General features: G+C 61.9%; 18 protein-coding genes. 9 read left to right on the forward strand and 9 right to left on the reverse strand.

Annotated elements, in window-relative coordinates; all coding sequences use genetic code 11:
* Positions 1 to 36 precede the first annotated feature (36 nt).
* Positions 37 to 753 (reverse strand): TSCPD domain-containing protein, encoded by a 717-nt coding sequence (locus D0550_RS00800; RefSeq protein ID WP_116807195.1) that lies wholly within the window; start codon positions 751 to 753, stop codon positions 37 to 39.
* Positions 754 to 818: 65 nt separating this feature from the next.
* Positions 819 to 2,963, reverse strand: a complete 2,145-nt coding sequence (locus D0550_RS00805) for an adenosylcobalamin-dependent ribonucleoside-diphosphate reductase (RefSeq protein WP_241520680.1) — start codon at positions 2,961 to 2,963, stop codon at positions 819 to 821.
* Between the two features lie 592 nt (positions 2,964 to 3,555).
* On the opposite strand from D0550_RS00805, the gene D0550_RS00810 reads away from it, so the two are divergent.
* The 3 genes from D0550_RS00810 (at position 3,556) to D0550_RS00820 (ending at position 7,821) form a co-directional block, all read left to right on the forward strand.
* Complete coding sequence (locus tag D0550_RS00810) at positions 3,556 to 4,905, forward strand: Do family serine endopeptidase (protein WP_116807196.1); 1,350 nt, start codon at positions 3,556 to 3,558, stop codon at positions 4,903 to 4,905.
* A gap of 150 nt (positions 4,906 to 5,055) precedes the next feature.
* Positions 5,056 to 5,511 (forward strand): Cu(I)-responsive transcriptional regulator, encoded by a 456-nt coding sequence (cueR, locus tag D0550_RS00815; protein WP_116807197.1) that lies wholly within the window; start codon positions 5,056 to 5,058, stop codon positions 5,509 to 5,511.
* A gap of 3 nt (positions 5,512 to 5,514) precedes the next feature.
* A complete protein-coding gene (locus D0550_RS00820; RefSeq protein ID WP_116807198.1) occupies positions 5,515 to 7,821 on the forward strand; it encodes a copper-transporting P-type ATPase in 2,307 nt (768 codons plus the stop codon).
* Between the two features lie 15 nt (positions 7,822 to 7,836).
* Here the strand turns inward: D0550_RS00820 and D0550_RS00825 are convergent, their stop codons facing one another.
* From D0550_RS00825 to D0550_RS00835, 3 genes are all read right to left on the reverse strand, one after another.
* Positions 7,837 to 9,135, reverse strand: coding sequence for an acyltransferase family protein (locus tag D0550_RS00825; RefSeq protein WP_116807199.1), 1,299 nt, complete (start codon positions 9,133 to 9,135; stop codon positions 7,837 to 7,839).
* The gene (locus tag D0550_RS00830; protein ID WP_161965570.1) at positions 9,135 to 9,863 is read right to left on the reverse strand and encodes a GDSL-type esterase/lipase family protein; all 729 of its coding nucleotides are present in this window, start codon (positions 9,861 to 9,863) and stop codon (positions 9,135 to 9,137) included. Before D0550_RS00830 ends, D0550_RS00825 begins: the two co-directional genes overlap by 1 nt.
* Positions 9,864 to 10,055: 192 nt before the next feature.
* Positions 10,056 to 11,129, reverse strand: a complete 1,074-nt coding sequence (locus D0550_RS00835; RefSeq protein WP_116807201.1) for an aminopeptidase — start codon at positions 11,127 to 11,129, stop codon at positions 10,056 to 10,058.
* An 89-nt stretch (positions 11,130 to 11,218) separates the two neighbouring features.
* Here D0550_RS00835 and D0550_RS00840 point away from each other — a divergent pair, with 89 nt between their 5' ends.
* Positions 11,219 to 12,490, forward strand: a complete 1,272-nt coding sequence (locus D0550_RS00840) for a multifunctional CCA addition/repair protein (protein WP_116807202.1) — start codon at positions 11,219 to 11,221, stop codon at positions 12,488 to 12,490.
* On the opposite strand, the gene D0550_RS00845 is transcribed toward D0550_RS00840, so the two are convergent.
* Positions 12,459 to 13,637 carry a class I SAM-dependent methyltransferase gene (locus tag D0550_RS00845; RefSeq protein ID WP_206606012.1) on the reverse strand — a complete coding sequence of 393 codons (1,179 nt, stop codon included), beginning with the start codon at positions 13,635 to 13,637 and terminating at the stop codon, positions 12,459 to 12,461. The two genes, D0550_RS00840 and D0550_RS00845, sit on opposite strands and share 32 nt — an antisense overlap.
* Before the next feature lie 62 nt (positions 13,638 to 13,699).
* Here D0550_RS00845 and D0550_RS00850 point away from each other — a divergent pair, with 62 nt between their 5' ends.
* The gene (locus tag D0550_RS00850; protein WP_116807203.1) at positions 13,700 to 14,452 is read left to right on the forward strand and encodes a pteridine reductase; all 753 of its coding nucleotides are present in this window, start codon (positions 13,700 to 13,702) and stop codon (positions 14,450 to 14,452) included.
* Here the strand turns inward: D0550_RS00850 and folK are convergent.
* The 3 genes from folK to tsaD are packed head-to-tail and all read right to left on the reverse strand — an operon-like array spanning position 14,403 to position 16,380.
* Positions 14,403 to 14,942, reverse strand: coding sequence for a 2-amino-4-hydroxy-6-hydroxymethyldihydropteridine diphosphokinase (gene folK, locus D0550_RS00855; protein WP_116807204.1), 540 nt, complete (start codon positions 14,940 to 14,942; stop codon positions 14,403 to 14,405). The two genes, D0550_RS00850 and folK, sit on opposite strands and share 50 nt — an antisense overlap.
* A complete protein-coding gene (gene folB, locus D0550_RS00860) occupies positions 14,939 to 15,325 on the reverse strand; it encodes a dihydroneopterin aldolase (RefSeq protein ID WP_116807205.1) in 387 nt (128 codons plus the stop codon). Before folB ends, folK begins: the two co-directional genes overlap by 4 nt.
* Before the next feature lie 32 nt (positions 15,326 to 15,357).
* Positions 15,358 to 16,380: a tRNA (adenosine(37)-N6)-threonylcarbamoyltransferase complex transferase subunit TsaD gene (gene tsaD / locus D0550_RS00865; protein WP_116807206.1), complete on the reverse strand. Its 1,023-nt coding sequence runs from the start codon at positions 16,378 to 16,380 to the stop codon at positions 15,358 to 15,360.
* A 261-nt stretch (positions 16,381 to 16,641) separates the two neighbouring features.
* Between tsaD and rpsU the strand changes: the two genes are divergently transcribed.
* The 4 genes from rpsU to rpoD all read left to right on the forward strand — a co-directional run bounded on the left by rpsU (position 16,642) and on the right by rpoD (position 21,189).
* Positions 16,642 to 16,872, forward strand: coding sequence for a 30S ribosomal protein S21 (rpsU, locus tag D0550_RS00870; protein ID WP_116807207.1), 231 nt, complete (start codon positions 16,642 to 16,644; stop codon positions 16,870 to 16,872).
* Positions 16,873 to 16,947: 75 nt separating this feature from the next.
* Positions 16,948 to 17,397, forward strand: a complete 450-nt coding sequence (locus D0550_RS00875) for a GatB/YqeY domain-containing protein (protein ID WP_116807208.1) — start codon at positions 16,948 to 16,950, stop codon at positions 17,395 to 17,397.
* Positions 17,398 to 17,446: 49 nt separating this feature from the next.
* A complete protein-coding gene (dnaG, locus tag D0550_RS00880) occupies positions 17,447 to 19,207 on the forward strand; it encodes a DNA primase (protein WP_116807209.1) in 1,761 nt (586 codons plus the stop codon).
* A gap of 89 nt (positions 19,208 to 19,296) precedes the next feature.
* The gene (gene rpoD, locus D0550_RS00885; protein WP_322109404.1) at positions 19,297 to 21,189 is read left to right on the forward strand and encodes an RNA polymerase sigma factor RpoD; all 1,893 of its coding nucleotides are present in this window, start codon (positions 19,297 to 19,299) and stop codon (positions 21,187 to 21,189) included.
* Positions 21,190 to 21,264 lie beyond the last annotated feature (75 nt).

The raw sequence follows: 21,264 nt of genomic DNA on the forward strand, positions 1-21,264 counted from the left end.
CTTCGCGCCGTACGAATCAGCTCAAGCGGCGAGCGCTCATCCGCACTTCGAATCGCCGCAGTTCAAGCAAGTCATGCAGCCGTCCATCAATACCACCGCGGTGGTGCTGCACTTGGAACACAGCTGCGCGCCCTCCGGGAAATGGCTCTTCGCAAACGCGTCAACCTGCTTGTTGCGCGCCTCGTACTCGGCCTTCTTTTCCTCGATGAGCTTCTTGCGCTCCTCTTCCATCTCCGGCTTCTTCAGCAGGCCGATGGTCTGCAAATGCTTTTCGACCACATAGCCGAGCTCGGCGATGATGGATGGCATGAACTTGCCACCGCTCTGCCAGTAGCCGCCGCGCGGATCGAACACGGCTTTCATCTCTTCGACCAGGAACGTCACGTCGCCGCCCTTGCGGAACACGGCCGAGAGAATGCGCGTCAACGCCACGATCCACTGGAAATGATCCAGGTTCTTGGAGTTGATGAAGATCTCGAACGGCCGGCGCTGCTCGTGGCGGGTGCCTTCGTTCAGGATGATGTCGTTGATGGTCACGTACATGGCGTGATCCGACACCGGCGTCTTGATCTTGTAGGTCGAGCCGATCAGCACATCGGGACGCTCGACTTTCTCGTGCATCCAGACGACGTTCGATTCTTCCTTGCGTTCCTTGACCTGCGCGGCTTCGGCAGCGGCCTTTTCGGCTGCCGCCCGGTCCTCGGGCTTCTCGACCCGGTACTTGATGATTTTCTTGTCGATCTTGGAGCTCATGGTTTTAACCTGCTGCAAGTGGGACGGCGGCCCGATACTTCAACCCTGGCACCGTCCGCGACTTGTTAAAACTTGCCGTAGTAGCCTTCCTTGAGAGCGTCGAAGAGATTCGCGGCGGTGTGTTTCTCGCCGTCGTACTCGATCTCTTCATCGCCGCGCACCTTCACTTCGCTGCCGTCTTCCAGCGTGAACACGTAAGTGGTGTTCTTCAGGTCCTCTTCCTTGACCAGCACGCCCTGGAACGCTTCCGGATTGAACCGGAACGTGGTGCAGCCCTTCAGGCCCTGCTCGTAGGCATACAGATAAATGTTCTTGAAATCCTCGTACGGATAATCCGTCGGCACGTTGGCCGTCTTGGAGATCGAGGAGTCGATCCACAGCTGCGAGGCCGCCTGGATGTCGACATGTTCCTTCGGCGTGATGTTGTCCGCCGTCGTGAAGTAGTCGGGCAGCTTCTCGGCCGCGTTGTTCGAGTTCGGCATCGCACGCGGATTGATCAGCTCGCGATACGCCAGCAGCTCGAAGGAGAACACGTCGATCTTCTCCTTGCTCTTCTTGCCTTCGCGGATCACGTTGCGGAAGTAGTGATGCGCGAACGACGGCTCGATGCCGTTGGACGCATTGTTGGCCAGCGACAGCGAAATCGTGCCGGTCGGCGCGATCGAGCTGTGGTGCGTGAAGCGCGCACCGACTTCGGCCAGCTCATCGACCAGCTCCGGCGCGGCCTCGGCCACGCGCTGCATGTAACGGCTGTACTTGGCGTGCAACGTACGGCCATGCACCTTCTGGCCCACGCGCCAGCCGTCCTTCGCCATCTCCGGACGCTTGCGAAGCATCTCGGGCGTCACTTCGAACTCTTCGAGCATGATCGGGGCCGGACCCTTCTCACGCGCCAGCTCCAGGCCTGCTTCCCAGCCCGCGAGCGCCATTTCGCGCGACACGTTCTGTGTGAAAGCGACCGACTTCTTCGAGCCGTACTTCATGCATTGCATGGTGATCGCCGAGCCCAGGCCCAGGAAGCCCATGCCATGGCGGCGCTTGCGCATGATCTCGTCGCGCTGCTGACCGAGCGGCAGGCCGTTGATCTCGACGACGTTGTCCAGCATGCGCGTGAACACCTTCACGCACTTGCGGAACTCTTCCCAATCGAAGCGCGCGTCTTCGGTGAACGGATCGAGCACGAAGCGCGTGAGATTGATCGAGCCGAGCAGGCACGAGCCATACGGCGGCAGCGGCTGCTCGCCGCAAGGATTGGTCGCGCGAATGTTTTCGCACCACCAGTTGTTGTTCATCTCATTGACTTTGTCGATCAGCACGAAGCCCGGCTCGGCGAAGTCGTAGGTGGACGACATGATGACGTCCCACATGCGCTTGGCCGGCAGCGTCTTATAGATCTTGCAGCAGACCAGGCCGGTCTCGTTGACCACATAGCCCTCTTTGGTCGGCCACTCGCGCCACAGGTACTGGGTGGGATCCTGCAGATCCTCGCCGCCTTCCAGCTCGCGCTGGCTCACCGGGAAGGCCAGCTGCCAATCCTGATCTTTCTTCACCGCCTCGACGAAATCGTCGGTGATCAGCAGCGACAGGTTGAACTGACGCAGCCGCCCGGCTTCGCGCTTGGCGCGGATGAAATCCATTGCGTCCGGATGGCCGATATCGAATGTGCCCATCTGCGCGCCGCGACGGCCGCCGGCCGAAGAGACGGTGAAGCACATCTTGTCGTAGATATCCATGAACGACAGCGGGCCCGACGTGTACGCGCCGGCGCCGGAGACATACGCACCCTTGGGGCGCATGGTCGAGAATTCGTAGCCGATGCCGCAGCCGGCCTTCAGCGTCAGCCCTGCTTCGTGGACTTTCGCGAGAATGTCATCCATCGAATCCAGAATGGTGCCCGACACGGTGCAGTTGATGGTGGAAGTGGCCGGCTTGTGCTCCAACGCGCCGGCGTTCGAGGTGACGCGGCCCGCCGGAATCGCGCCCTTGCGCAGGGCCCACAGAAACTGCTCGTACCAGGTGTCGCGCACGTCTTCTTTTTCGACATCGGCGAGCGCACGGGCGACCCGTTTATAGGTGTCGTCCATGGAGCGATCGACGGGCGTGCCGTCTTTCGCGGAGAGGCGGTATTTTTTGTCCCAGATATCCAGCGAGGCTTCCTGGAACGGAATGCTGTTGACATCCATGGGCTCAAGTTTGATTGCGGTCTTCATGCCGGCAAAGAACTCCGGATTGCGAGTGGGAGCCAATCGTCCCCAACTGACGTCCCAAAACTCCCTCCAAGGAAGGCTCCCTTCAAAGCCTTGCCTGGCGGTCCATCTGACCTGCGCAGCGATCTCGCCGGTCGTGTTTTTCTTTCCGTAAGCGAGACACTACATATTGTGTCAGGGGCACAAGCCTAGACCTGCTGTATGGAGCCGTCAAGAAACCCTCCTTCGAAAAATAGGCTCGGAAAGCCCCTATAGTTCAAGGACTTGTGGGCTTTTGCGGGAGGATTTCGGCGCTGCCGAAAAGAGGGCGCCAGTATCTCCGTAAATGCGGCAAACCACAACATCTTGTGTCCACCTGGAATCAACTGTAAGCCCACAAGTTATCCACAGGCTCCCCACCGGGCTGTACACAGGCAGCCAATGCTGCAACGCTGCATCGATCTGCGGCGTTCATCCACCGACAGACCGGGGACGAAATGCCAATCGGTGCGGATTGCTCATAGAATCCGCTCTGACATCGAACCCATAACCATCAACATTGTCTTGGCAAGTCGCGGCCGCGGGCCGCTTCCATGCTCCAATTTAGGATCGCTTCATGAGACAGGTTTACGCGCTGGCCGCGACGGCTCTGCTCTTCAACGTGGCTGTCGCCGCCCAGCTGCCGGAGAAAGTCGGCGATACGCCGATGCCGTCGCTGGCGCCCATCGTCAAGAAGGCTTCTCCCGCGGTGGTGAACATCGCCACGCGCGGCACCGTGCGGGAACAGCGGCCGCGCAATCCGTTGCTGGAAGATCCGTTCTTCCGCCGCTTCTTCGATGCTCCAGATGTGGGGCCGCGCGAGCGGCAATTCCAGAGTGCCGGCTCGGGCGTCATCGTCGATGCCAAGAATGGCTACATCATCACCAACGCGCACGTGATCGAGAACGCCAATGAGATCACCGTGACGCTGCTGGATGACCGGCAGGTCAAGGCCGAGATCGTCGGTCGCGACAAAGCGTCGGATGTCGCGGTGTTGAAAGTACCGACCAAGAATCTGACGGAAATGCCGCTCGCGGACTCCTCCAAGGCGGAAGTCGGCGACTTCGTGCTCGCGATCGGCAATCCGTTCGCGCTCAGCCACACCGTCACCTCCGGCATCATCAGCGCGCTGGGCCGCTCGGATAACAATCCCGAGTCGTATCAGGATTTCATCCAGACCGACGCGCCCATCAATCCCGGCAATTCCGGCGGCGCGCTGGTGGACCTCAAAGGTCAGCTGGTCGGCGTCAACACCGCCATCTTCTCCGGCAGCGGCGGCAACATCGGCATCGGCTTCGCCATTCCTTCCAACATGGTGAAGGCGGTGATGGCGCAGCTCATTCAATACGGCGAAGTGAAGCGCGGCATGCTCGGCGTGCAGCTCTCCAACAACTTCACTCCCGGCATCGCTGAAAACCTTGGCCTCGAGAATGCACGCGGCGCGCTGGTGTCGCAGGTCATCGAAGGCTCACCGGCCGATAAGGCGGGCATCAAGGCGGGCGATGTGATCACGTCGATCAATGGCCGCAACGTCGCCAACGCCGGCGAGCTGCGTAACACCATCGGCCTGCTGCGCATCGGCGAGAAGGTCGAGCTTGGTTTGGTTCGCGAAGGCAAGCCGCGCCGTGTGAGCGCCGTGATCGGTGAGCGCGATGGTGCCGACGCCGAGGGCAGCGCGCAGATTCATCCGGCGCTCCAAGGCGCCGCGCTGACCAACGCAGCCAACAATGCCGGCGTGCTCGTGGAAAACGTCGTCGACGGCAGCCCGGCTCAGCAGGCGGGTCTGCGTGCGAACGATGTGATCCTTGCGATCGGCCGCGTGCGCATCAGCTCCGTCGAACAGCTGCGCCAGGCGGTGAATGGGGCGACGGCGTTCGCGTTGACCATTCGTCGCGGCAACTCGACGCTGGTCTTCACGATCCAATAAAAATCGATCGGATGTTTTGAATGAGCCCCGCTGCCGATGGCAGCGGGGCTTTTTTATTGCGCGCCACTGAAGCTGGTGCCCTCGCGGCCGGCTTGACCTTGCCACCGTGGCAAGGTTCATCATGCAGGCCGGTGGAATGCGAGTACGGTCATGCCTGCAGTCAAAGCGCGAGCGGAATTGTCGGAAGCCAAAGATCGGGGTTACTACAGCATCGGCAAGGCCGCCGAGCTGTCGGGGATCACTCCGAAAATGATCCGTCATTACGAATCATTGGAACTGATTCCCAAGGCCGCCCGTACGGCCGGCGACTACCGCGTGTACTCGACAGCGGACATCCACACGTTGCGCTTCATCCGCCGCGCACGCGGCCTTGGATTCTCGATTGAAGAGATCGGGATGCTGCTCGGCTTGTGGCGCAATCAGCGTCGCGCGAGCGAGCAAGTAAAGCGGCTTGCGATCAAACACATTACAGACCTCGATCACAAAATTGCCGAGCTGCAATCCATGCGCGCGGCGTTGGCCGAACTGGCCGAGCATTGTCACGGCGATGCGAGACCGGAATGCCCCATCCTTGCAGACCTCGCGGGTCTGCCGCCGGCGGAGTGAATCATGTCGAAGCATCAGCATCACCATTCAGAGCAGCAGAGTAAGGACTCAACCGGGAAGTCGTGCTGCTCGACCGCCAGCAAGCATGTTCACGAGCCTGCTTCAGCAAACAAAAGCGAGACGCCGCGTGCCGCAGCTGGCTCGTGCTGCTCGCATGAAAGGCACGAGCACCATCAATCGCGCCCGGCGAACGATTCGCCAATGCCTGCAGGCACGATCTACACCTGCCCCATGCATCCTGAAAATCGGCAGGTCGGCCCGGGCAGTTGCCCTAAGTGCGGCATGGCCCTCGAGCCTGAACTGCCAAGCGAAGACGTCGACGACAGTGAGCTGCGCAGTGTCCGGCGCAAGTTCTGGATCGCGCTCGCGCTGAGCGTTCCGGTCGTCATCCTCGCGATGGCACCGCACATGCTCGACCTGGCGCTCTCACATTCGACCGCTCGCCTGCTGCGCACGATCGAGATGCTCCTCAGCGTGCCCGTCGTTCTCTGGGCCGCGGCCGACTATTACAAGCGCGGTTGGATGGGCGTCGTACATCGCGCGCCAAACATGTACACGCTGATCGGTCTTGGCGTTTGTATCGCTTTTGGTTACAGCCTGGTCGCGACCTTCCTGCCTCACATCTTCCCTGCCGAGCTCCGCGACGGACACGGCATGGTCGGCGTGTACTACGAAGTCGCCAGCTCGATCGTAACGCTCGTGCTGCTCGGCGAATGGCTCGAACTGCGCGCACGCGGACGCACGAGTGCGGCGATTCGCCAGCTCCTAGGCCTCGCACCGAAGACCGCACGCCGCATCGAGGCGGATGGCACGGAGCACGACGTGCCGCTGGGCCATGTTCACGCCGGCGACAAACTCCGCGTCCGCCCCGGTGAGAAAATTCCCGTCGACGGTGTGGTCGTCGAAGGCAACTCCAGCGTCGACGAATCCATGTTGACCGGCGAGCCCATGCCGGTAGACAAATCCGCCGGCGACTCCGTGACCGGCGCGACCATCAACCAAACGGGCAGCTTGATCGTCGAAGCTCAGCGCGTCGGCGCTGAAAGCCTGCTCTCTCAGATCGTGACCATGGTCGCCCAAGCGCAGCGCTCGCGCGCGCCGCTGCAACGACTGGCGGATCAAGTCGCAGCCTGGTTCGTGCCGGCCGTGATCGTGATCGCGATTGCCACATTCGTCGTGTGGTGGTTCGTCGGCCCCGAGCCGAAGCTCGCATACGCCCTGGTGAACGCAGTTGCGGTCTTGATCATCGCCTGCCCCTGCGCGCTCGGACTCGCAACGCCGATCTCCATCATGGTCGCCAGCGGTCGCGGCGCGCAGCAAGGCGTGTTGTTTCGAGACGCGCAGGCCATCGAGAACCTGCGCAACGTCGACACGCTTGTGCTGGACAAGACCGGCACGATCACCGTCGGTCGCCCGACTCTCGATCGAGTCATCGCATTGAACGGCTATTCCGAATCGCAAGTCCTTGGCTGGGCCGCGGGGCTCGATCGCCCGAGCGAACATCCACTGGCTCGTGCCATTGTCGTGGGCGCAGAACACCGCAACGTCCAACTTGCAGCTGTCACTGGCTTCCAGTCAGTCACGGGCCAAGGCGTTCGCGGCGAGGCCGACGGCCACGCGCTTGCGTTGGGGAATAAGGCGCTCATGGGCACCGTGGGCGCATCGATAGACGCTCTCGCCGAGCAGATTGCGGAATTGCGCAGCGAAGGAAAGACGGTCGTGTTCCTCAGCGTCGACGGCCAACTCGCCGGCGCCATCGCCGTCGGCGACGCCATCAAAGAAACAACGCCGGCCGCGCTGCAGGCACTGAAGCAAGATGGCCTGCGCCTGGTCATGCTCACGGGCGACAACGAAACCACCGCCCGCGCGGTCGCCAAGCATCTCGCCATCGACGAAGTGATCGCCGAAGTGCAGCCTCAGGACAAAGCGAATGTGATCGCGAAGCTGCAATCCGAAGGCAGACGCGTCGCCATGGCCGGCGACGGCATCAACGATGCTCCCGCCCTGGCCAAGGCCGACGTCGGCATCGCCATGGGCACGGGCACCGACATCGCAATGGAAAGCGCCCAAGTCACATTGGTGAAAGGCGACCTGACTGGCATCGTGCGCGCCCGCCATCTGAGCCGCGCGACCGTAAGCAACATCCGCCAGAACCTGTTCTTCGCGTTCGGCTACAACGCGCTCGGCATTCCCATCGCCGCCGGGGTGCTCTATCCGTTCATCGGCTGGCTGATGAACCCCATGCTCGCCGCTCTCGCGATGAGCCTCTCGTCAGTCTCCGTCATCAGCAATGCGTTGCGGCTCCGATGAGCCGCAACGTCTGATTCAGGCGCGACTCTCGAGGGCCGGAGCGTCGACGACCGGCAGCTCGGGTTTCGCTTCGACGGCTACAGGCGCCATGGCCAAACCAGCGGCGGCGGCCACGGGCGCAGCCGCCGGCGAAACGGCTTGCGACTGAGGCGCCTGAGCACTCGACCGCAGCAGCGCGCGAGCGAAGATTGGTCGCAGATAGGTACCGACCGCGCGGTGATGCTTCTCGAACGAGTGATACACCAGCAGCGCCACGAGGTGTGCCAGCACGACGCCAAACGCGATGGCATACGGCTTGGGCCAGCTTTGAGTGTTTTCGAACACGATGACCAGTACGGTGTTATGCACCAGATACAAGCTGTAACTATAGGAAGCGCCGAACTTCGCCAGTGCCGTGGGAATCTTCCAGGCGGTCGTTGCCTGATTGAGCCGCAGGAAGATACCGAAGAAGATGATCGTCATCAGGAAATTCGTCTGCAGATCGTAGGGATCGAATCCCAGCTTGAAGATGCGCGCACCGAGCGACGCGACACCACAGGCAACGATGATCCACGCGAGCAGCTTGGAGCGAGCGGCGGCGCTGTCGGCCCCCATGAACACGACCAGAAAGCCGGCCATGCCGCCCACCAGCCAGGTGAGGGTCAACGCCTTACCCGCACCATCCGCTGCATTCCAGAGAATGACCGGCACACTGATCAGCGCCAGCAGCACCATCCAACCCGTGCGAATCCGCTCACGTTTGATGGCGCAGAAGAACAGCAAGCTCATCGCGATATAGATCCAGAACTCGATCGCGACGGTCCAGAACGGCTCCGCGGTGTTGTAGGGCCGGATGCGCCACCACACGTCGATGTGCGCAATGTCCAGCAACTGGAACAACGGGTAGTCGAACAGCAGAAACAAATTACCCAGCAGCGCGAAGAACCCCGTGCTCAAGCCATCGAGACTCCAGTTGGTGTGAATGACGGTCGCGTTCAGCAACGCAATCATCAGCAGCACCGGAACGAACGGAGTCATGATGCGCGCGACGCGATCCGCCAGGAACGCCGGCATGTGCTCGCCAGGCTTCTTCGCTCGATACATCAATGAGCGCGTAATCAGGAACCCCGACAGCACGAACAGGATGATGACGGCCACGCCGCGGCCTTTGTAGGTCATCTGGTTATCGAAGAAGACCACGAGGATATGCGACAGCATCACCAGGTTGGCCGCAGTGAAGCGCAGCAGGTCCAGAAACGCCGTCGCGGACGCACTCGTGCCTCGCGAATCGCGTTTCTTCGCGGCGTCGGCCTGAACCGCTGGAGAACCATCCATTAGCGACCACCTTCCGTTGCTGCGATTTTCTGCTTGAGCACGCGGCCCAGCACTTCGTAGCCCCCAGGTCCGATATGCAAACGATCCGCCGCCAGCAGATTCAGCTGCGGCTGCCCGTCCGGAGTTGCAAACAACGGAAACAGATCCAGCAACTCCACGTTGTCATATTTCTTTGCCAGTTCACGAATGCTGGCGTTCAGATTGGTCAGCTCCGAGGGCTTGATCGGCGCCTTGTCGCTGTTTCTCGGCGGCAAAGTGCACAGAATGACCGGCAAATCCGCCTTCTGCGCGCGTATGGCCTGCAACATGCGCTCGATGTTGCGCGCGGTCTGATCGGTCTTCTGTAACGCGCTCAGATCGTTGCCGCCAATGAGCACGACGATGCCGCTGGGATTCAGCTCCAGCACATCTTCCTGAAAACGAAACAACAGCCCGCGGCTCACGTCGCCGCCGATGGCCCGATTCGCGGTCGCTGTTGGTGCAAGATCGCGCTCGGACGTCTTCCAGTTGCCCAGCAACGAGTCACCCGCCAACACCCAGGCGCCCTGCTTACGCTCGCGCTGTTTCCAGAAGCTCTCGCGGTTCTGCTTCATCCACCCGAAGACGCGAATCACGCCTTCGCCCGGCCAATCCTTCGCAGTCTCCGGATACGGGGACGGCGCGGACTTTGCAATATTTGCCTGCGCAACCGCGCCGCTCACCAAGCCGGTGCAAATCAGGGCCACCATTGCCCGCACCCATAACCGCATGCCTCGTCCCCTCGCCGTAAACGGCGCGAAGATACGCGACTTTCGCCGTTTTAAATATAGATGCAGATTTCGGACCAGCCCTTCGACATTTGCGGACGTCGCGAATAACTAGCAGTCGGCGAGGCGTAAACAGAATCGACAGTCAGCACCGCTGCGACCGGAAAAAAGCAATCATTCAACGCTCTCCGAGCACACCGCAGCTGCCCGCGCTTCTTTGGTTTCTTTCGCCAATTCCCGCGCTTTTTCGTAGAACGCCGGCAGATCGCCGTTCACCGACTGCAGCAGTCGACGCAATCCTGGAACGCAACCGTAGTAGGTCGCAGCAGACACCAGATGAGCGTTGTTCAGCGTGCGGCTGAACCAGGCGTCGTAGCCGCGATAGCCCTGCCACTGATCCGCTTTGAGCTGTGAGTATTGGAGCTTCAGCACACCAAATTCATATTGTTTGCGCTCGCGTTTCTCATCGTCGGGCAGATCCGAGTGATACAGCACATCGAGACGGTCGCGAGTCTGTAACAGCAGCTTGACGAACTGCGCGTTGCGCTCACGTTGCTCATTCCACGCATCCAGATCTTGCAATCGTCCGCGTGCTGCGAGCCAACGTTGCAGGCCCGCCTCCTCGACCACCGTGGCAAACGCTTCGTTGAACTCCGAATCGCCGGGCACGTACACGACTTGATGCGCCAATTCATGGAACAGCGTGGACGCGAGCTGCACGTCGCTCCAGCCGAGCATCGTGTTCAGCACCGGATCCTTGAAGTGACCGAGCGTCGAATATGCGGCGACACCGCCCACCGCCGTGTCGCTGCCGCTCAAGCGCAGGCGACGTGCATAGGTCTTCGCGCTGTCCTCGTTGAAATAACCGCGATACACAACGCACCCGGCGATCGGAAAACACCAGCGCTTCGGCTGCACCGAGAACTCGTCGGTCGCGAACACATTCCACACGACATAAGGGCGTCCGACATCCGCATAGCTGCGATAGCTTTCGTTGTCCGGCAGCCCCAGCTCCTGTGAGGCGAAGGTCCGAGCGGCAGCCACATATTCGAGGCGGGCGCGCAACTCCTCAGGCGTGCGCTCGTCGGTCAGCAACTTGGCGATGGGCTGGCGCTTGGAGGTGAGCTCCATCTGACCGCCAGCCGCCTGCAGCAAATAGCAACCGCCAGCCGACAGCGACGCCGTCAGCAGGATCGCGATCCTGCCGAGGCGCCAGATGCAGCTCGAAGTGTGGTCCGTTCCGGGCATCGCTAGAGGAAATCAGCTCACGATCGGACCATTTTGTCCCACCCGGTCAAGTGAGACAAAATGTCGGCATCGAAGGGTCCCTGGACAGTATGAAGATTTATCTAGTCGGCGGCGCGGTACGGGATGAGCTGCTGGGCCTGGACGTGCGCGAGCGCGACTGGGTCGTGGTGGGCGCGCGCCCGGAAGAATTGCTGGCGCAGGGCTTCAAGCCGGTGGGCAAGGACTTCCCGGTATTCCTGCATCCGCAGAGTGGCGAGGAGTACGCGCTGGCGCGCACCGAACGCAAGACGGGGCCGGGCTATCGCGGCTTCGACACCATGTTCTCGCCCGACGTGACGCTGGAGCAGGATCTCGAACGCCGAGACCTGACGATCAACGCCATCGCGCGCGAGGCGACCGGCGAGCTCGTCGATCCGTTCCACGGTCAACGCGATCTGCAAGAGCGTTGGCTTCGGCATGTGTCCCCAGCGTTCATCGAAGACCCGGTACGTGTGCTGCGTCTCGCACGATTCGCGGCGCGGTTCGCCCCGCTGGGCTTCCGAGTGGCGCCTGAAACGCTGGATCTGGTGAGAGAGATCGCTGCTCGCGGCGAACTCGACGCGCTGGTGCCAGAGCGTGTCTGGCAGGAAACGCAGCGCGCGCTCGAAATGCCCGCGCCCGGTCAGTTCTTCGAAGTACTACGCGAAGGCAACGCGTTGCGAGTGATCTTCCCGGAGATCGAGGCGCTCTTTGGTATTCCACAGCCCGAACAATGGCACCCGGAGATCGACACCGGCGTCCACACCATGATGGTGCTCGATCAAGCAACCCAGCTGAGCGCCGACCCCGTGGTTCGCTTCGCCGCGCTGACCCACGATCTGGGCAAAGCGACGACGCCAGCACACGAGTTGCCGAGACACATCGCGCATGAGGAGCGAGGCGTCGGCATCGTTCAGGAGCTGTGCGATCGCCTGCGCATTCCCAATGCCTATCGCGAGTTGGGTGTGCTGGTGTCTCGCTATCACCTGCACATGCACAAGATCATGGAACTGCGCCCGAAGACCATTCTGGAGCTGCTGGAAGGTCTCGACTCGTTCCGTCGACCGGCGCGATTCGAACAGTTTCTGCTCGCATGCGAAGCGGATGCTCGCGGCCGCAAGGGACTCGAGCAGCGCGATTACCCGCAGCCCGAATATCTACGCCGCGCGCGTGAGGTGGCCGTCGGCGTGACGTTGAGCGAAGAAGAGCGAACCGGCCTGCAGGGCTTCGAGATTGCCAAACGGCTGCATGACAAGCGCGTGCGCGCACTGAAAGACTTCAAGCGTCAGTACGCGGCCGATGGCGAAGAAATCAAAGAGACGCCGCCAGATCCCGAACGCTGAAGCCGCGCAGCGGCAGCTCCACCCCTTTGGTGAGCCCGATGACTTTGAACCGCTCGCCCATCTCACCGGGCAGCGTCAATAACATCGCCTGCCGCGCCATCTGCAGTCGCGACGCCAGCTCGTCATCGTCCTTCGGCGCGAGGAACTGCTCGATGCCGGCGCCGATGAGAAAGTGCGCCTGAGTCGTATATCCCGCGACACTCATGCCCGCACTCACTGCGGCTTCAGCCACCGCAGTGAAATCAACCCACGCGCCGATATCCTGCACACCGACATTGATCAGCGGATCGTCATGGAAGCGATGTCTGAAATGACAAAGCATCGTGCCGGCGCTGCGACTCGCGGCGTAGTACTGCCGACGCGGCAATCCGTAGTCGATGAAAAACGCCGCGCCTTCTTTCATTGCAGCGGCGATGCCCGCAATCCACGGCTGCAACCGCAGATTGATCTCCGATGTGTAGCCGTCGGCGAAGGGCTCGCCCAGGTTGAATTCGATCTCGCGCACCGTCGCCTCGAGCGCCGCGTCTGCATGCACCTCGGACCAGTCGAGGCGGCCGAACTGCCAGGTGACGCCTAACTGATTTACTTGCAAACCGCGGATCCGGAAACGCTGAATCGGCAGCGCGTCGAGCACTTCGTTCGCGATCAGTACGCCGCGAAAATCCTCCGGCAATCGATCCAGCCATTCGATGCGATCCATCAGATGCGGCAGCCGACGCTGCAACAACGCGCGCTGTCGTTCGCGCAGATCGGCACTGACCTCGAGAATGAGATATCGCTCCGGCGTTTTCTGCTGTCGGTCGAGCTCGCTCAACACGTCGGCAGCCATCACGCCGGAACCCGCACCCAGTTCCAGAATGTGACCGCCAGCGATCGTGTCGAGCACCTGAACGCATTGATTGGCGAGACAGCGGCTGAACAATGGAGAGATTTCCGGCGCGGTGACGAAGTCACCTTCGCTGCCCAGCTTGGTCGAGCCCGCGCTGTAGTAACCGAGACCCGGTTCGTAGAGCGCCATTTCCATGAAGCGCTCGAAGCTGATCCAGCCGCCGGCGGCCTCGATCGCGGCGCAAATGCGCTGGACCAGTTGCTCGCTGTGCGCAGATTCCTCCGGCGACAGCGCCGGCAATGGGAGCGAGACGTTCAAGCGATCCGCCCCGACGAGTCAGCCGGACTTGCAGCAATCATCCGTTCGTTCACCATAGCTACATGGACACTTCTAATGCACTCGCCCGACGCTCGGTGCTGATCACCGGCGCGGCCCGCCGCATCGGTGCGGCACTGGCCCGCGGCTTCCACGCCGAGGGCGCCAACGTCTGCATTCATTTTCACCATTCGGCCGGCGAAGCGGAACAGCTGCGTGACGAGCTCAATGCCGCCCGCGCCGACTCGGCCATCTGCGCCGCCGCCGATCTGCTCGATACCGAAGCGCTGCCTACCCTCGTGGAGCGCACGACTCGTGCGTTCGGCCGGCTCGATGTGCTGATCAACAACGCCTCGACCTTTTATCCCACCCCGCTCGGCACTGTCACGGCCAGGCAATGGGATGACCTGATGGGCACCAACCTGCGTGCGCCGCTGTTCCTGTCGCAAGCGGCCGCGCCCGCGCTCAAGGACGCTCGCGGCCTCATCATTAATATGATCGACATTCATGCTCAGCGCCCGCTGCCGCAGCATCCGGTTTACTCCAGCGCCAAAGCGGGACTGGTGATGCTGACCCGATCCCTGGCACGCGAGCTGGGGCCGGAAGTGCGGGTCAATGGCATCGCACCAGGGCCGATTCTGTGGCCCGAGGGCGGCATGGACGACGAGGTGAAGCAGGAAATCGTCGACAAGACTTTGCTCAAGCGCAGCGGCTCGCCGCCCGACATCGTGCGCGCGGCGTTGTTCTTCGCGAAGGATGCGCCGTTCGTCACCGGCCAGATTCTGGCGATCGATGGCGGTCGGAGTGTGGGCTGGTAGGCGCGCCACCTAGTGGCACTTCGACCATCGCATGCTCGCCGCCCGGAAAACTCTCCCATAGCTCGCGCATGGTTTTATCGAGCGTCGGGTGCCGCACGTCGGGCGCGATGTCGGCCATCGGCTTGAGCATGTAAGGCCGCTTCACCAGATCGGGCCGCGGAATTACCAAGCCTGGCTGCTGACACACCAGGTCGCCGAATAACAGAATGTCGAGATCCATGGTGCGCGGCGCCCACTTCGGTGCGTCGGGCGGGCGATCGCAGGCGGCTTCGATTTTCTGCAGCTGCTGGCGAACTGCGGCAACGGAATCTTCAGTGCTGAAGCCGACGACGAGATTGATGAAGTCCGCGCCTTCGAACCCCACCGCTTTGTTTCGATACGCCGGCGACAATGTCAGCGGACCATACGCCGTCGCCAACGCGCGCAACGCCACCGTCAGATAGCGCTCGGGCTCGACGTTGCTTCCAGCCGCGACGTAGACATGCGTCATGACTGAGTCTGCTGCGCCACGCCTGCGTAATCCTCTGCACGCCGCTCGATCTCGATGCCCACATCGCGCGCGCCCCGAATCGCGCCACGCTTGTTCAGCCGCACCTTCACCCACGACACTCCGAACTCGGTAACGATCACCCTTGCGATCGCCTCGGTCAGCGTCTCGACCAGCTGGTACTGAGACTCGCCCACGAACGCGAGCAAACGCTTGGCAACGCGCTTGTAGTCGATGGTGTCGTCGATGTGATCGGTCGCCGCCGCCTTGCGAATGTCGGCCGCCAGTTCGACGTCGATGATGACGGTCTGCTTGACGCGCCGTTCCCAGTCCCAAATGCCGACGATGCATTCGACACTGAGCTGGGAGAGAAAGATCTTGTCCATGGACTTCGGATGCAATTATCTATGGGGATGGCTCAAACGGCAGCGGGCGCTTGCAGCGTATTCAGCGGCCAGCGCGCGGTCGCGCGAATTTTCAAATCATCTTGCTCACCGGCCACCAGGCGACGGTAGCCAGCGTACGCGATCATTGCCGCGTTGTCGGTACAGAACTCCGGTCGCGGATACAGCACTCGCAAACCGCGCTTCTCGCCCAACGCCTGCAACTCGGCACGCAAGCACCGGTTCGCGCCCACGCCACCGGCGACGACCAACGTTCTCAACCCTGTTTGTTTCGCAGCGCGCGCGCATTTCGCGACGAGCGTCTCGACCACAGCCTGCTGAAACTCATAAGCAACGTCGGCGCGCATCTGGTCATCGAGCTGACGACCTCGGATCGCGACCACCACCGCCGTCTTCAGACCGCTGAAGCTGAAATCCAGCCCGGGACGGTCGAGCATGGGGCGCGGAAAATCGAAGCCGCCCGGTTTGCCACTGTCCGCCAGTTTCGCCAGCGCCGGGCCGCCGGGATACGGCAAGCCGAGCATCTTGGCCGTCTTGTCGAAGGCCTCGCCGGCGGCATCGTCCAGGGACGAGCCGATGATCTGGTACTCGCCCAGTCCGCGCACTTCCGCGAGCAGGGTATGGCCGCCGGACACCAGCAGCGCCAGGAATGGAAACTCGGGCGCCGCGGTTTCGAGCATCGGCGCGAGCAAGTGCCCTTCCAAATGATGCACCCCGACGGCCGGCTTGCCCCAGGCGAACGCCAGGCTGCGGGCCACTGAGGCACCGACCAGCAACGCGCCGACCAGGCCCGGCCCGGCGGTGTAAGCGACGCCATCCAACTGATCCGCTTGGATTTTTGCCTCCGCCAGCGCCTGCTGGACCAGCGGCAGCAGCTTCTTCACATGGTCGCGCGAGGCCAGCTCGGGGACCACGCCGCCGTAAACAGCGTGCAGCTGCACCTGGCTATACAAAGCATGGGACAGCAGGCCGCCCTCACCGTCATAGATGGCGGCGGCGGTCTCGTCGCAGGAGGTTTCGATACCGAGAACTTTCACGGGTTGCGTAGGAAAAGGGCCAAAAGCCAATTTTTGGGGCGCGAAGCTTAACCCCCAATCGGCAAAAGCGGGCCGGATCGTGTAGTCGGACGCCGTTTCCCCCGCGAATTTTTGCTTTTCCTCGCGCACGTCATTAGACTGCCGCGCTCTCAACCGTCCCCGTCCTGTTTCGTCCTCGACCCCGACGCCAGCTTTCGGCGCTCGTCGTCGGCTCGAATCGCACGAACCGGGGCCGGCCGTTGCAACATTCCGAGGTTAGTAATGCCGAGCGTTCGCGTCCGAGAAAACGAGTACTTCGATGCCGCCTTGCGGCGCTTCAAGCGCGCCTGCGAAAAAAAGGCCGGGGTCCTGACGGAACTGCGCCGCCGGGAATTCTACGAGAAGCCCACTCAGGAACGTAAACGCAAGAAGGCCGCCGCCGTGAAGCGCCACATGAAGCGCGTCACCCGCGACGGCAGCAGCCGCGGCCCCGCCCGCGCCCGCGCTTACTGATAGAGCTGTTTCTGGGACGGGGCCTCCAAGCCCCGTCCCCGTCGACCCCCTCCCCGCTCGAGTTCCCTCATCGCCATGTCCGCACTCAAAGACCGCATCACCGAAGACATGAAGACGGCGATGAAGGCCAAGGACAGCGAGCGCCTCGGCACCATTCGCATGATTACCGCTGCCATCAAGCAGCGCGAAGTGGACGAGCGCATTCAGCTCGACGACACCCAGGTGCTGGCGGTGGTCGAGAAGATGATCAAGATGCGCAAGGAATCGATCGCCCAGTTCCAGAGCGGCGGTCGCGACGACCTGGCTGCCAAGGAACAGAAGGAAATCGACGTGCTGCAGGTCTATATGCCGCAGCAGCTCGGCGAGGCCGAAGTCGACGCCCTGATCGCCGACGCGATTGCCGAATCCGGCGCCACTTCCATCAAGGAAATGGGCAAGGCCATGGCGTTGCTCAAGCAGAAAGCGCAGGGCCGCACCGATATGGCCAGCGCCAGCGCCAAACTGAAGGCCAAGCTCGGCGGCTGATCCGGTCGGGCTCTATGCCGGCCCCGCTGCCGCGCATACTCTTGCATCCGTGTCCGGCCTCATCCCCAAACATTTCATCGAAGAGCTGATCTCCCGGGTCGACCTGGTCGAGCTGATCGGCAGCCGCGTGCCGCTGAAAAAGCACGGCAAGGAGTACAAGGGCTGTTGCCCGTTCCACGGCGAGAAGACGCCGTCGTTCACGGTGGTGCCGGACAAGAACTTCTATCACTGCTTCGGTTGCGGCGAGCACGGCAACGCGCTCGGCTTCCTGATGAAGCACGACAATCTCGGCTTCGTCGACGCGGTCGAGGAACTGGCGGATCGGGTCGGGGTCGAGGTGCCGCGCGAGCAAACTCCGGGCCAACGGCCACCACCGTCGGATGTGTTGTTCGCAACACTGGAAAAAGCCGCGAATTTTTATCGCAGCGAGTTGATGAACGGCGCGCGCGGCAAGGACTACTTCAAGGCGCGCGGCCTCACGGGTGAAACGGCGAATATTTTTGGCCTGGGATACGCCCCGGATGCCTGGGATTCGGTACTCAGGCTATTGGGCAGCAGCGAGGCCGAGCGCTCGCGATTGTTACAGGTCGGGCTGATCATCGAGCGGGATAACCGGTCTGGTCATTACGACCGTTTTCGGGATCGAGTGATGTTCCCGATCCGTGATGCGCGCGGGCGCACCATAGGTTTCGGCGGGCGCGTGCTCGATAAGGGCGAGCCCAAGTACATGAACTCGCCAGAAACGGAACTGTTTCACAAAGGCCGGGAGCTTTATGGCTTATATGAGGCTCGTCAGGCCAGCCGGACCCTGACCCGGCTGCTGATCGTTGAAGGTTATATGGATGTGGTGCGGCTCCATCAGGCCGGCATCACTTATGCAGTGGCGACTCTGGGGACGGCAACGACGCCGGAGCATTTGGCACGCGTGTTCCGCATCTGCAACGAAGTGACGTTCTGTTTCGACGGCGACCGCGCCGGCCGGGCGGCCGCGTGGAAGGCGCTGGAGAACTCGCTGAGCCAGGTGCGCGAAGGGCGCCAGATCCGGTTCTTGTTTCTGCCCGAAGGCCACGATCCGGACACGCTGGTCGGCGAGGAAGGTCGCGCGGCGTTCGAGTCACGTATCCAACAGGCGATGCCTTTGTCTGAATATTTCATCAACCAGCTGAGCGCGCAGGTCGATATTCGCAGTATCGACGGCCGTGCGCAGTTGGGCGCAATGGCACGGCCATTGCTTGAGCGCATCCCCGCCGGAATTTTCCGTGATTTGCTGGCCGACGAAGTAGCCAAAACCGTCGGCCTAAAACGCGACCGATTGTCGTCTATGTTAGGAGAGGCAACGGAGCAGCCCGCCGCGCCGGAGCCGACGCGCAGGCTGGTAAAGCCGCAGGTTCAGACCGGTCGGCGCAATCTGGTGCGGCAGGCGATTCATTTGTTGGTGCACTACCCGGAAATTGCCGACAAGGTGATCCTGAATCCGGCGCTGGCGACGCTCGAACGGCCGGGAATTGCGCTCCTGATCGAGCTGATCGAGGAACTCGCCCGCCGCCCGTGCGCTAACACTGGTGCGCTGCTTGAACGCTGGCGGGACCGCCCCGATGTTGAGCACCTGGCGAAATTGGCCGCTCAGGAATGCTTGGTCAATGCCGACGGCGCGGCCATGGAGCTGGCCGGTGCGGTCCAGCAGCTTGGCGATGAGGCAGCCCGGCTCCGAACCGACCTATTGTTAAACAAGGTCGGCCTGACGGAGACGGAAAAGGCTGAATTACAGGGGCTGCTGGGCCGAAAAGTCCCGGTCGATCCTGGTGCGTGAACGCGAACCTAGCGCCCGGAAAACGATCAAAGTACACTGCGCGGTCTTTTTAAGCCCGCCCACCCCCGACAGCACGTGAGGGCCACCACTTGAGCAAAACCTTGGCAGCAAAGAAGGAACCGGCGCAGATCGCCGATGAGCGTCAATCGCAACTGAAGCTGCTGATTGCCCGTGGCAAGGAGCAGGGTTACCTGACCTATGTCGAGGTCAATGACCACCTGCCCAGCGAAATCGTCGATCCGGAACAGATCGAAGATATCGTCAACATGATTAACGACATGGGCATCACGGTGTACGAGAAGGCACCGGAGTCCGAAGCCCTGTTGTTGGCCGAGCCCGTGGTCGCCGATGAGGAGGCCGCTGAAGAGGCCGCCGCCGCGCTCGCCACGGTCGACGCCGAATTCGGCCGCACGACCGACCCGGTTCGCATGTACATGCGCGAGATGGGCACCGTCGAGCTGCTGACCCGCGAAGGCGAAATCCGTATCGCCAAGCGCATCGAGGAAGGCCTGGACACGGTGCGTGCCGCGCTGTCCAGCTATCCCCTCACCTACAACTACATGCTCAACCAGTACGAGCAGGTGAAGGCAGGTCAGGGCCGCCTGGTCGACATCATCACCGGCTTCATCGACCCGAACGCGCCGGACGAGATCGCTGCGCCGGTCAATCCGAAGCTCGCCGCCGCCGCCGCGCCTCAGGAAGAAGAGAACGAGGACGAGGAAGGCGACAGCGGCAACGGTGAGGACGAAGAGACGCTCGAAACCGGCCCGGATCCGGAAGAGGCCGCGCGCCGCTTCCTGTCCATCAGCAAGCAGCATCAGCAAGTCCTCAAGGCCATGGCCGAGGACAAGACCGGCAAGGACCCGAAGTCGGTCAAGCTGCGCAAGAAAGTCGCCGGCGAGTTCATGGAGCTGAAGCTCTCGCCGAAGATGTTCGACTCGCTGATCGTGCAGCTGCGCGACAACGTCGCCGAGATCCGCAACCTCGAGAAGCAGATCATGATCCTGTGCGTGCGCGATGCTGGCATGCCGCGCAAGGACTTCATCTCGACCTTCCCGAAGAACGAGACCAACACCAAGTGGCTCGACAAGCACATCCGCGCCAAGCGCAAGCACTCGGCCGCGCTCGCGCGCCTGCGTGAAGAGATCGAGAAGCAGCAGAAGAAACTGATGTCGCTCGAGGAGCGCGTGCACCTGACGATCGCGGAGGTCAAGGAGATCAACCGCGAAGTGGCCGTGGGCGAAGCCAAGGCCCGCCGCGCCAAGAAGGAGATGGTGGAAGCCAACCTCCGTCTGGTGATCTCGATCGCGAAGAAGTACACCAATCGTGGCTTGCAGTTCCTCGACCTGATTCAGGAAGGCAACATCGGCCTGATGAAGGCGGTCGACAAGTTCGAATACCGCCGTGGTTACAAGTTCTCGACCTATGCAACGTGGTGGATTCGCCAGGCGATCACCCGTTCGATCGCCGACCAGGCACGCACCATCCGTATCCCGGTGCACATGATCGAGACCATCAACAAGCTGAACCGCATTTCGCGGCAGATGCTGCAGGAGATGGGTCGCGAGCCGACGCCGGAAGAGCTGGCCGTGCGCATGGAGATGCCGGAGGACAAAGTCCGCCGTGTGCTCAAGATCGCCAAAGAGCCGATCTCCATGGAAACGCCGATCGGTGACGACGAGGATTCGCACTTGGGCGATTTCATCGAGGACACCTCGGTGGATTCTCCGATCGATTCCGCGACGATGGAGTCCCTGCGCGAAACTACGCACTCCGTGCTGGCTGGACTCACTCCTCGCGAAGCGAAGGTCCTGCGGATGCGCTTCGGTATCGACATGAATACCGACCACACGCTGGAAGAAGTGGGCAAGCAGTTCGACGTGACGCGTGAGCGCATCCGTCAGATCGAAGCGAAGGCGCTGCGCAAGCTGCGTCATCCGAGCCGCAGCGAGCAGCTGCGCAGCTTCCTGATGGATGACTGAGGTTCGACTGTCTCGATGTGACGACAAAGCCCCCGCCAGGGGGCTTTGTTTTTTCCAGCATTGAAAATACCGCCG

It is taken from the genome of Steroidobacter cummioxidans, assembly GCF_003104955.1.

What these genes read in the sequence shown, in the direction of transcription:
- D0550_RS00800 (WP_116807195.1), bottom strand. Translation starts at nt 753, where the DNA reads ATGAGCTCCAAGATCGACAAGAAAATCATCAAGTACCGGGTCGAGAAG.
- D0550_RS00805 (WP_241520680.1), bottom strand. Translation starts at nt 2,963, where the DNA reads ATGAAGACCGCAATCAAACTTGAGCCCATGGATGTCAACAGCATTCCG.
- D0550_RS00810 (WP_116807196.1), top strand. Translation starts at nt 3,556, where the DNA reads ATGAGACAGGTTTACGCGCTGGCCGCGACGGCTCTGCTCTTCAACGTG.
- cueR (WP_116807197.1), top strand. Translation starts at nt 5,056, where the DNA reads ATGCCTGCAGTCAAAGCGCGAGCGGAATTGTCGGAAGCCAAAGATCGG.
- D0550_RS00820 (WP_116807198.1), top strand. Translation starts at nt 5,515, where the DNA reads ATGTCGAAGCATCAGCATCACCATTCAGAGCAGCAGAGTAAGGACTCA.
- D0550_RS00825 (WP_116807199.1), bottom strand. Translation starts at nt 9,135, where the DNA reads ATGGATGGTTCTCCAGCGGTTCAGGCCGACGCCGCGAAGAAACGCGAT.
- D0550_RS00830 (WP_161965570.1), bottom strand. Translation starts at nt 9,863, where the DNA reads ATGGTGGCCCTGATTTGCACCGGCTTGGTGAGCGGCGCGGTTGCGCAG.
- D0550_RS00835 (WP_116807201.1), bottom strand. Translation starts at nt 11,129, where the DNA reads ATGCCCGGAACGGACCACACTTCGAGCTGCATCTGGCGCCTCGGCAGG.
- D0550_RS00840 (WP_116807202.1), top strand. Translation starts at nt 11,219, where the DNA reads ATGAAGATTTATCTAGTCGGCGGCGCGGTACGGGATGAGCTGCTGGGC.
- D0550_RS00850 (WP_116807203.1), top strand. Translation starts at nt 13,700, where the DNA reads ATGGACACTTCTAATGCACTCGCCCGACGCTCGGTGCTGATCACCGGC.
- folK (WP_116807204.1), bottom strand. Translation starts at nt 14,942, where the DNA reads ATGACGCATGTCTACGTCGCGGCTGGAAGCAACGTCGAGCCCGAGCGC.
- folB (WP_116807205.1), bottom strand. Translation starts at nt 15,325, where the DNA reads ATGGACAAGATCTTTCTCTCCCAGCTCAGTGTCGAATGCATCGTCGGC.
- rpsU (WP_116807207.1), top strand. Translation starts at nt 16,642, where the DNA reads ATGCCGAGCGTTCGCGTCCGAGAAAACGAGTACTTCGATGCCGCCTTG.
- D0550_RS00875 (WP_116807208.1), top strand. Translation starts at nt 16,948, where the DNA reads ATGTCCGCACTCAAAGACCGCATCACCGAAGACATGAAGACGGCGATG.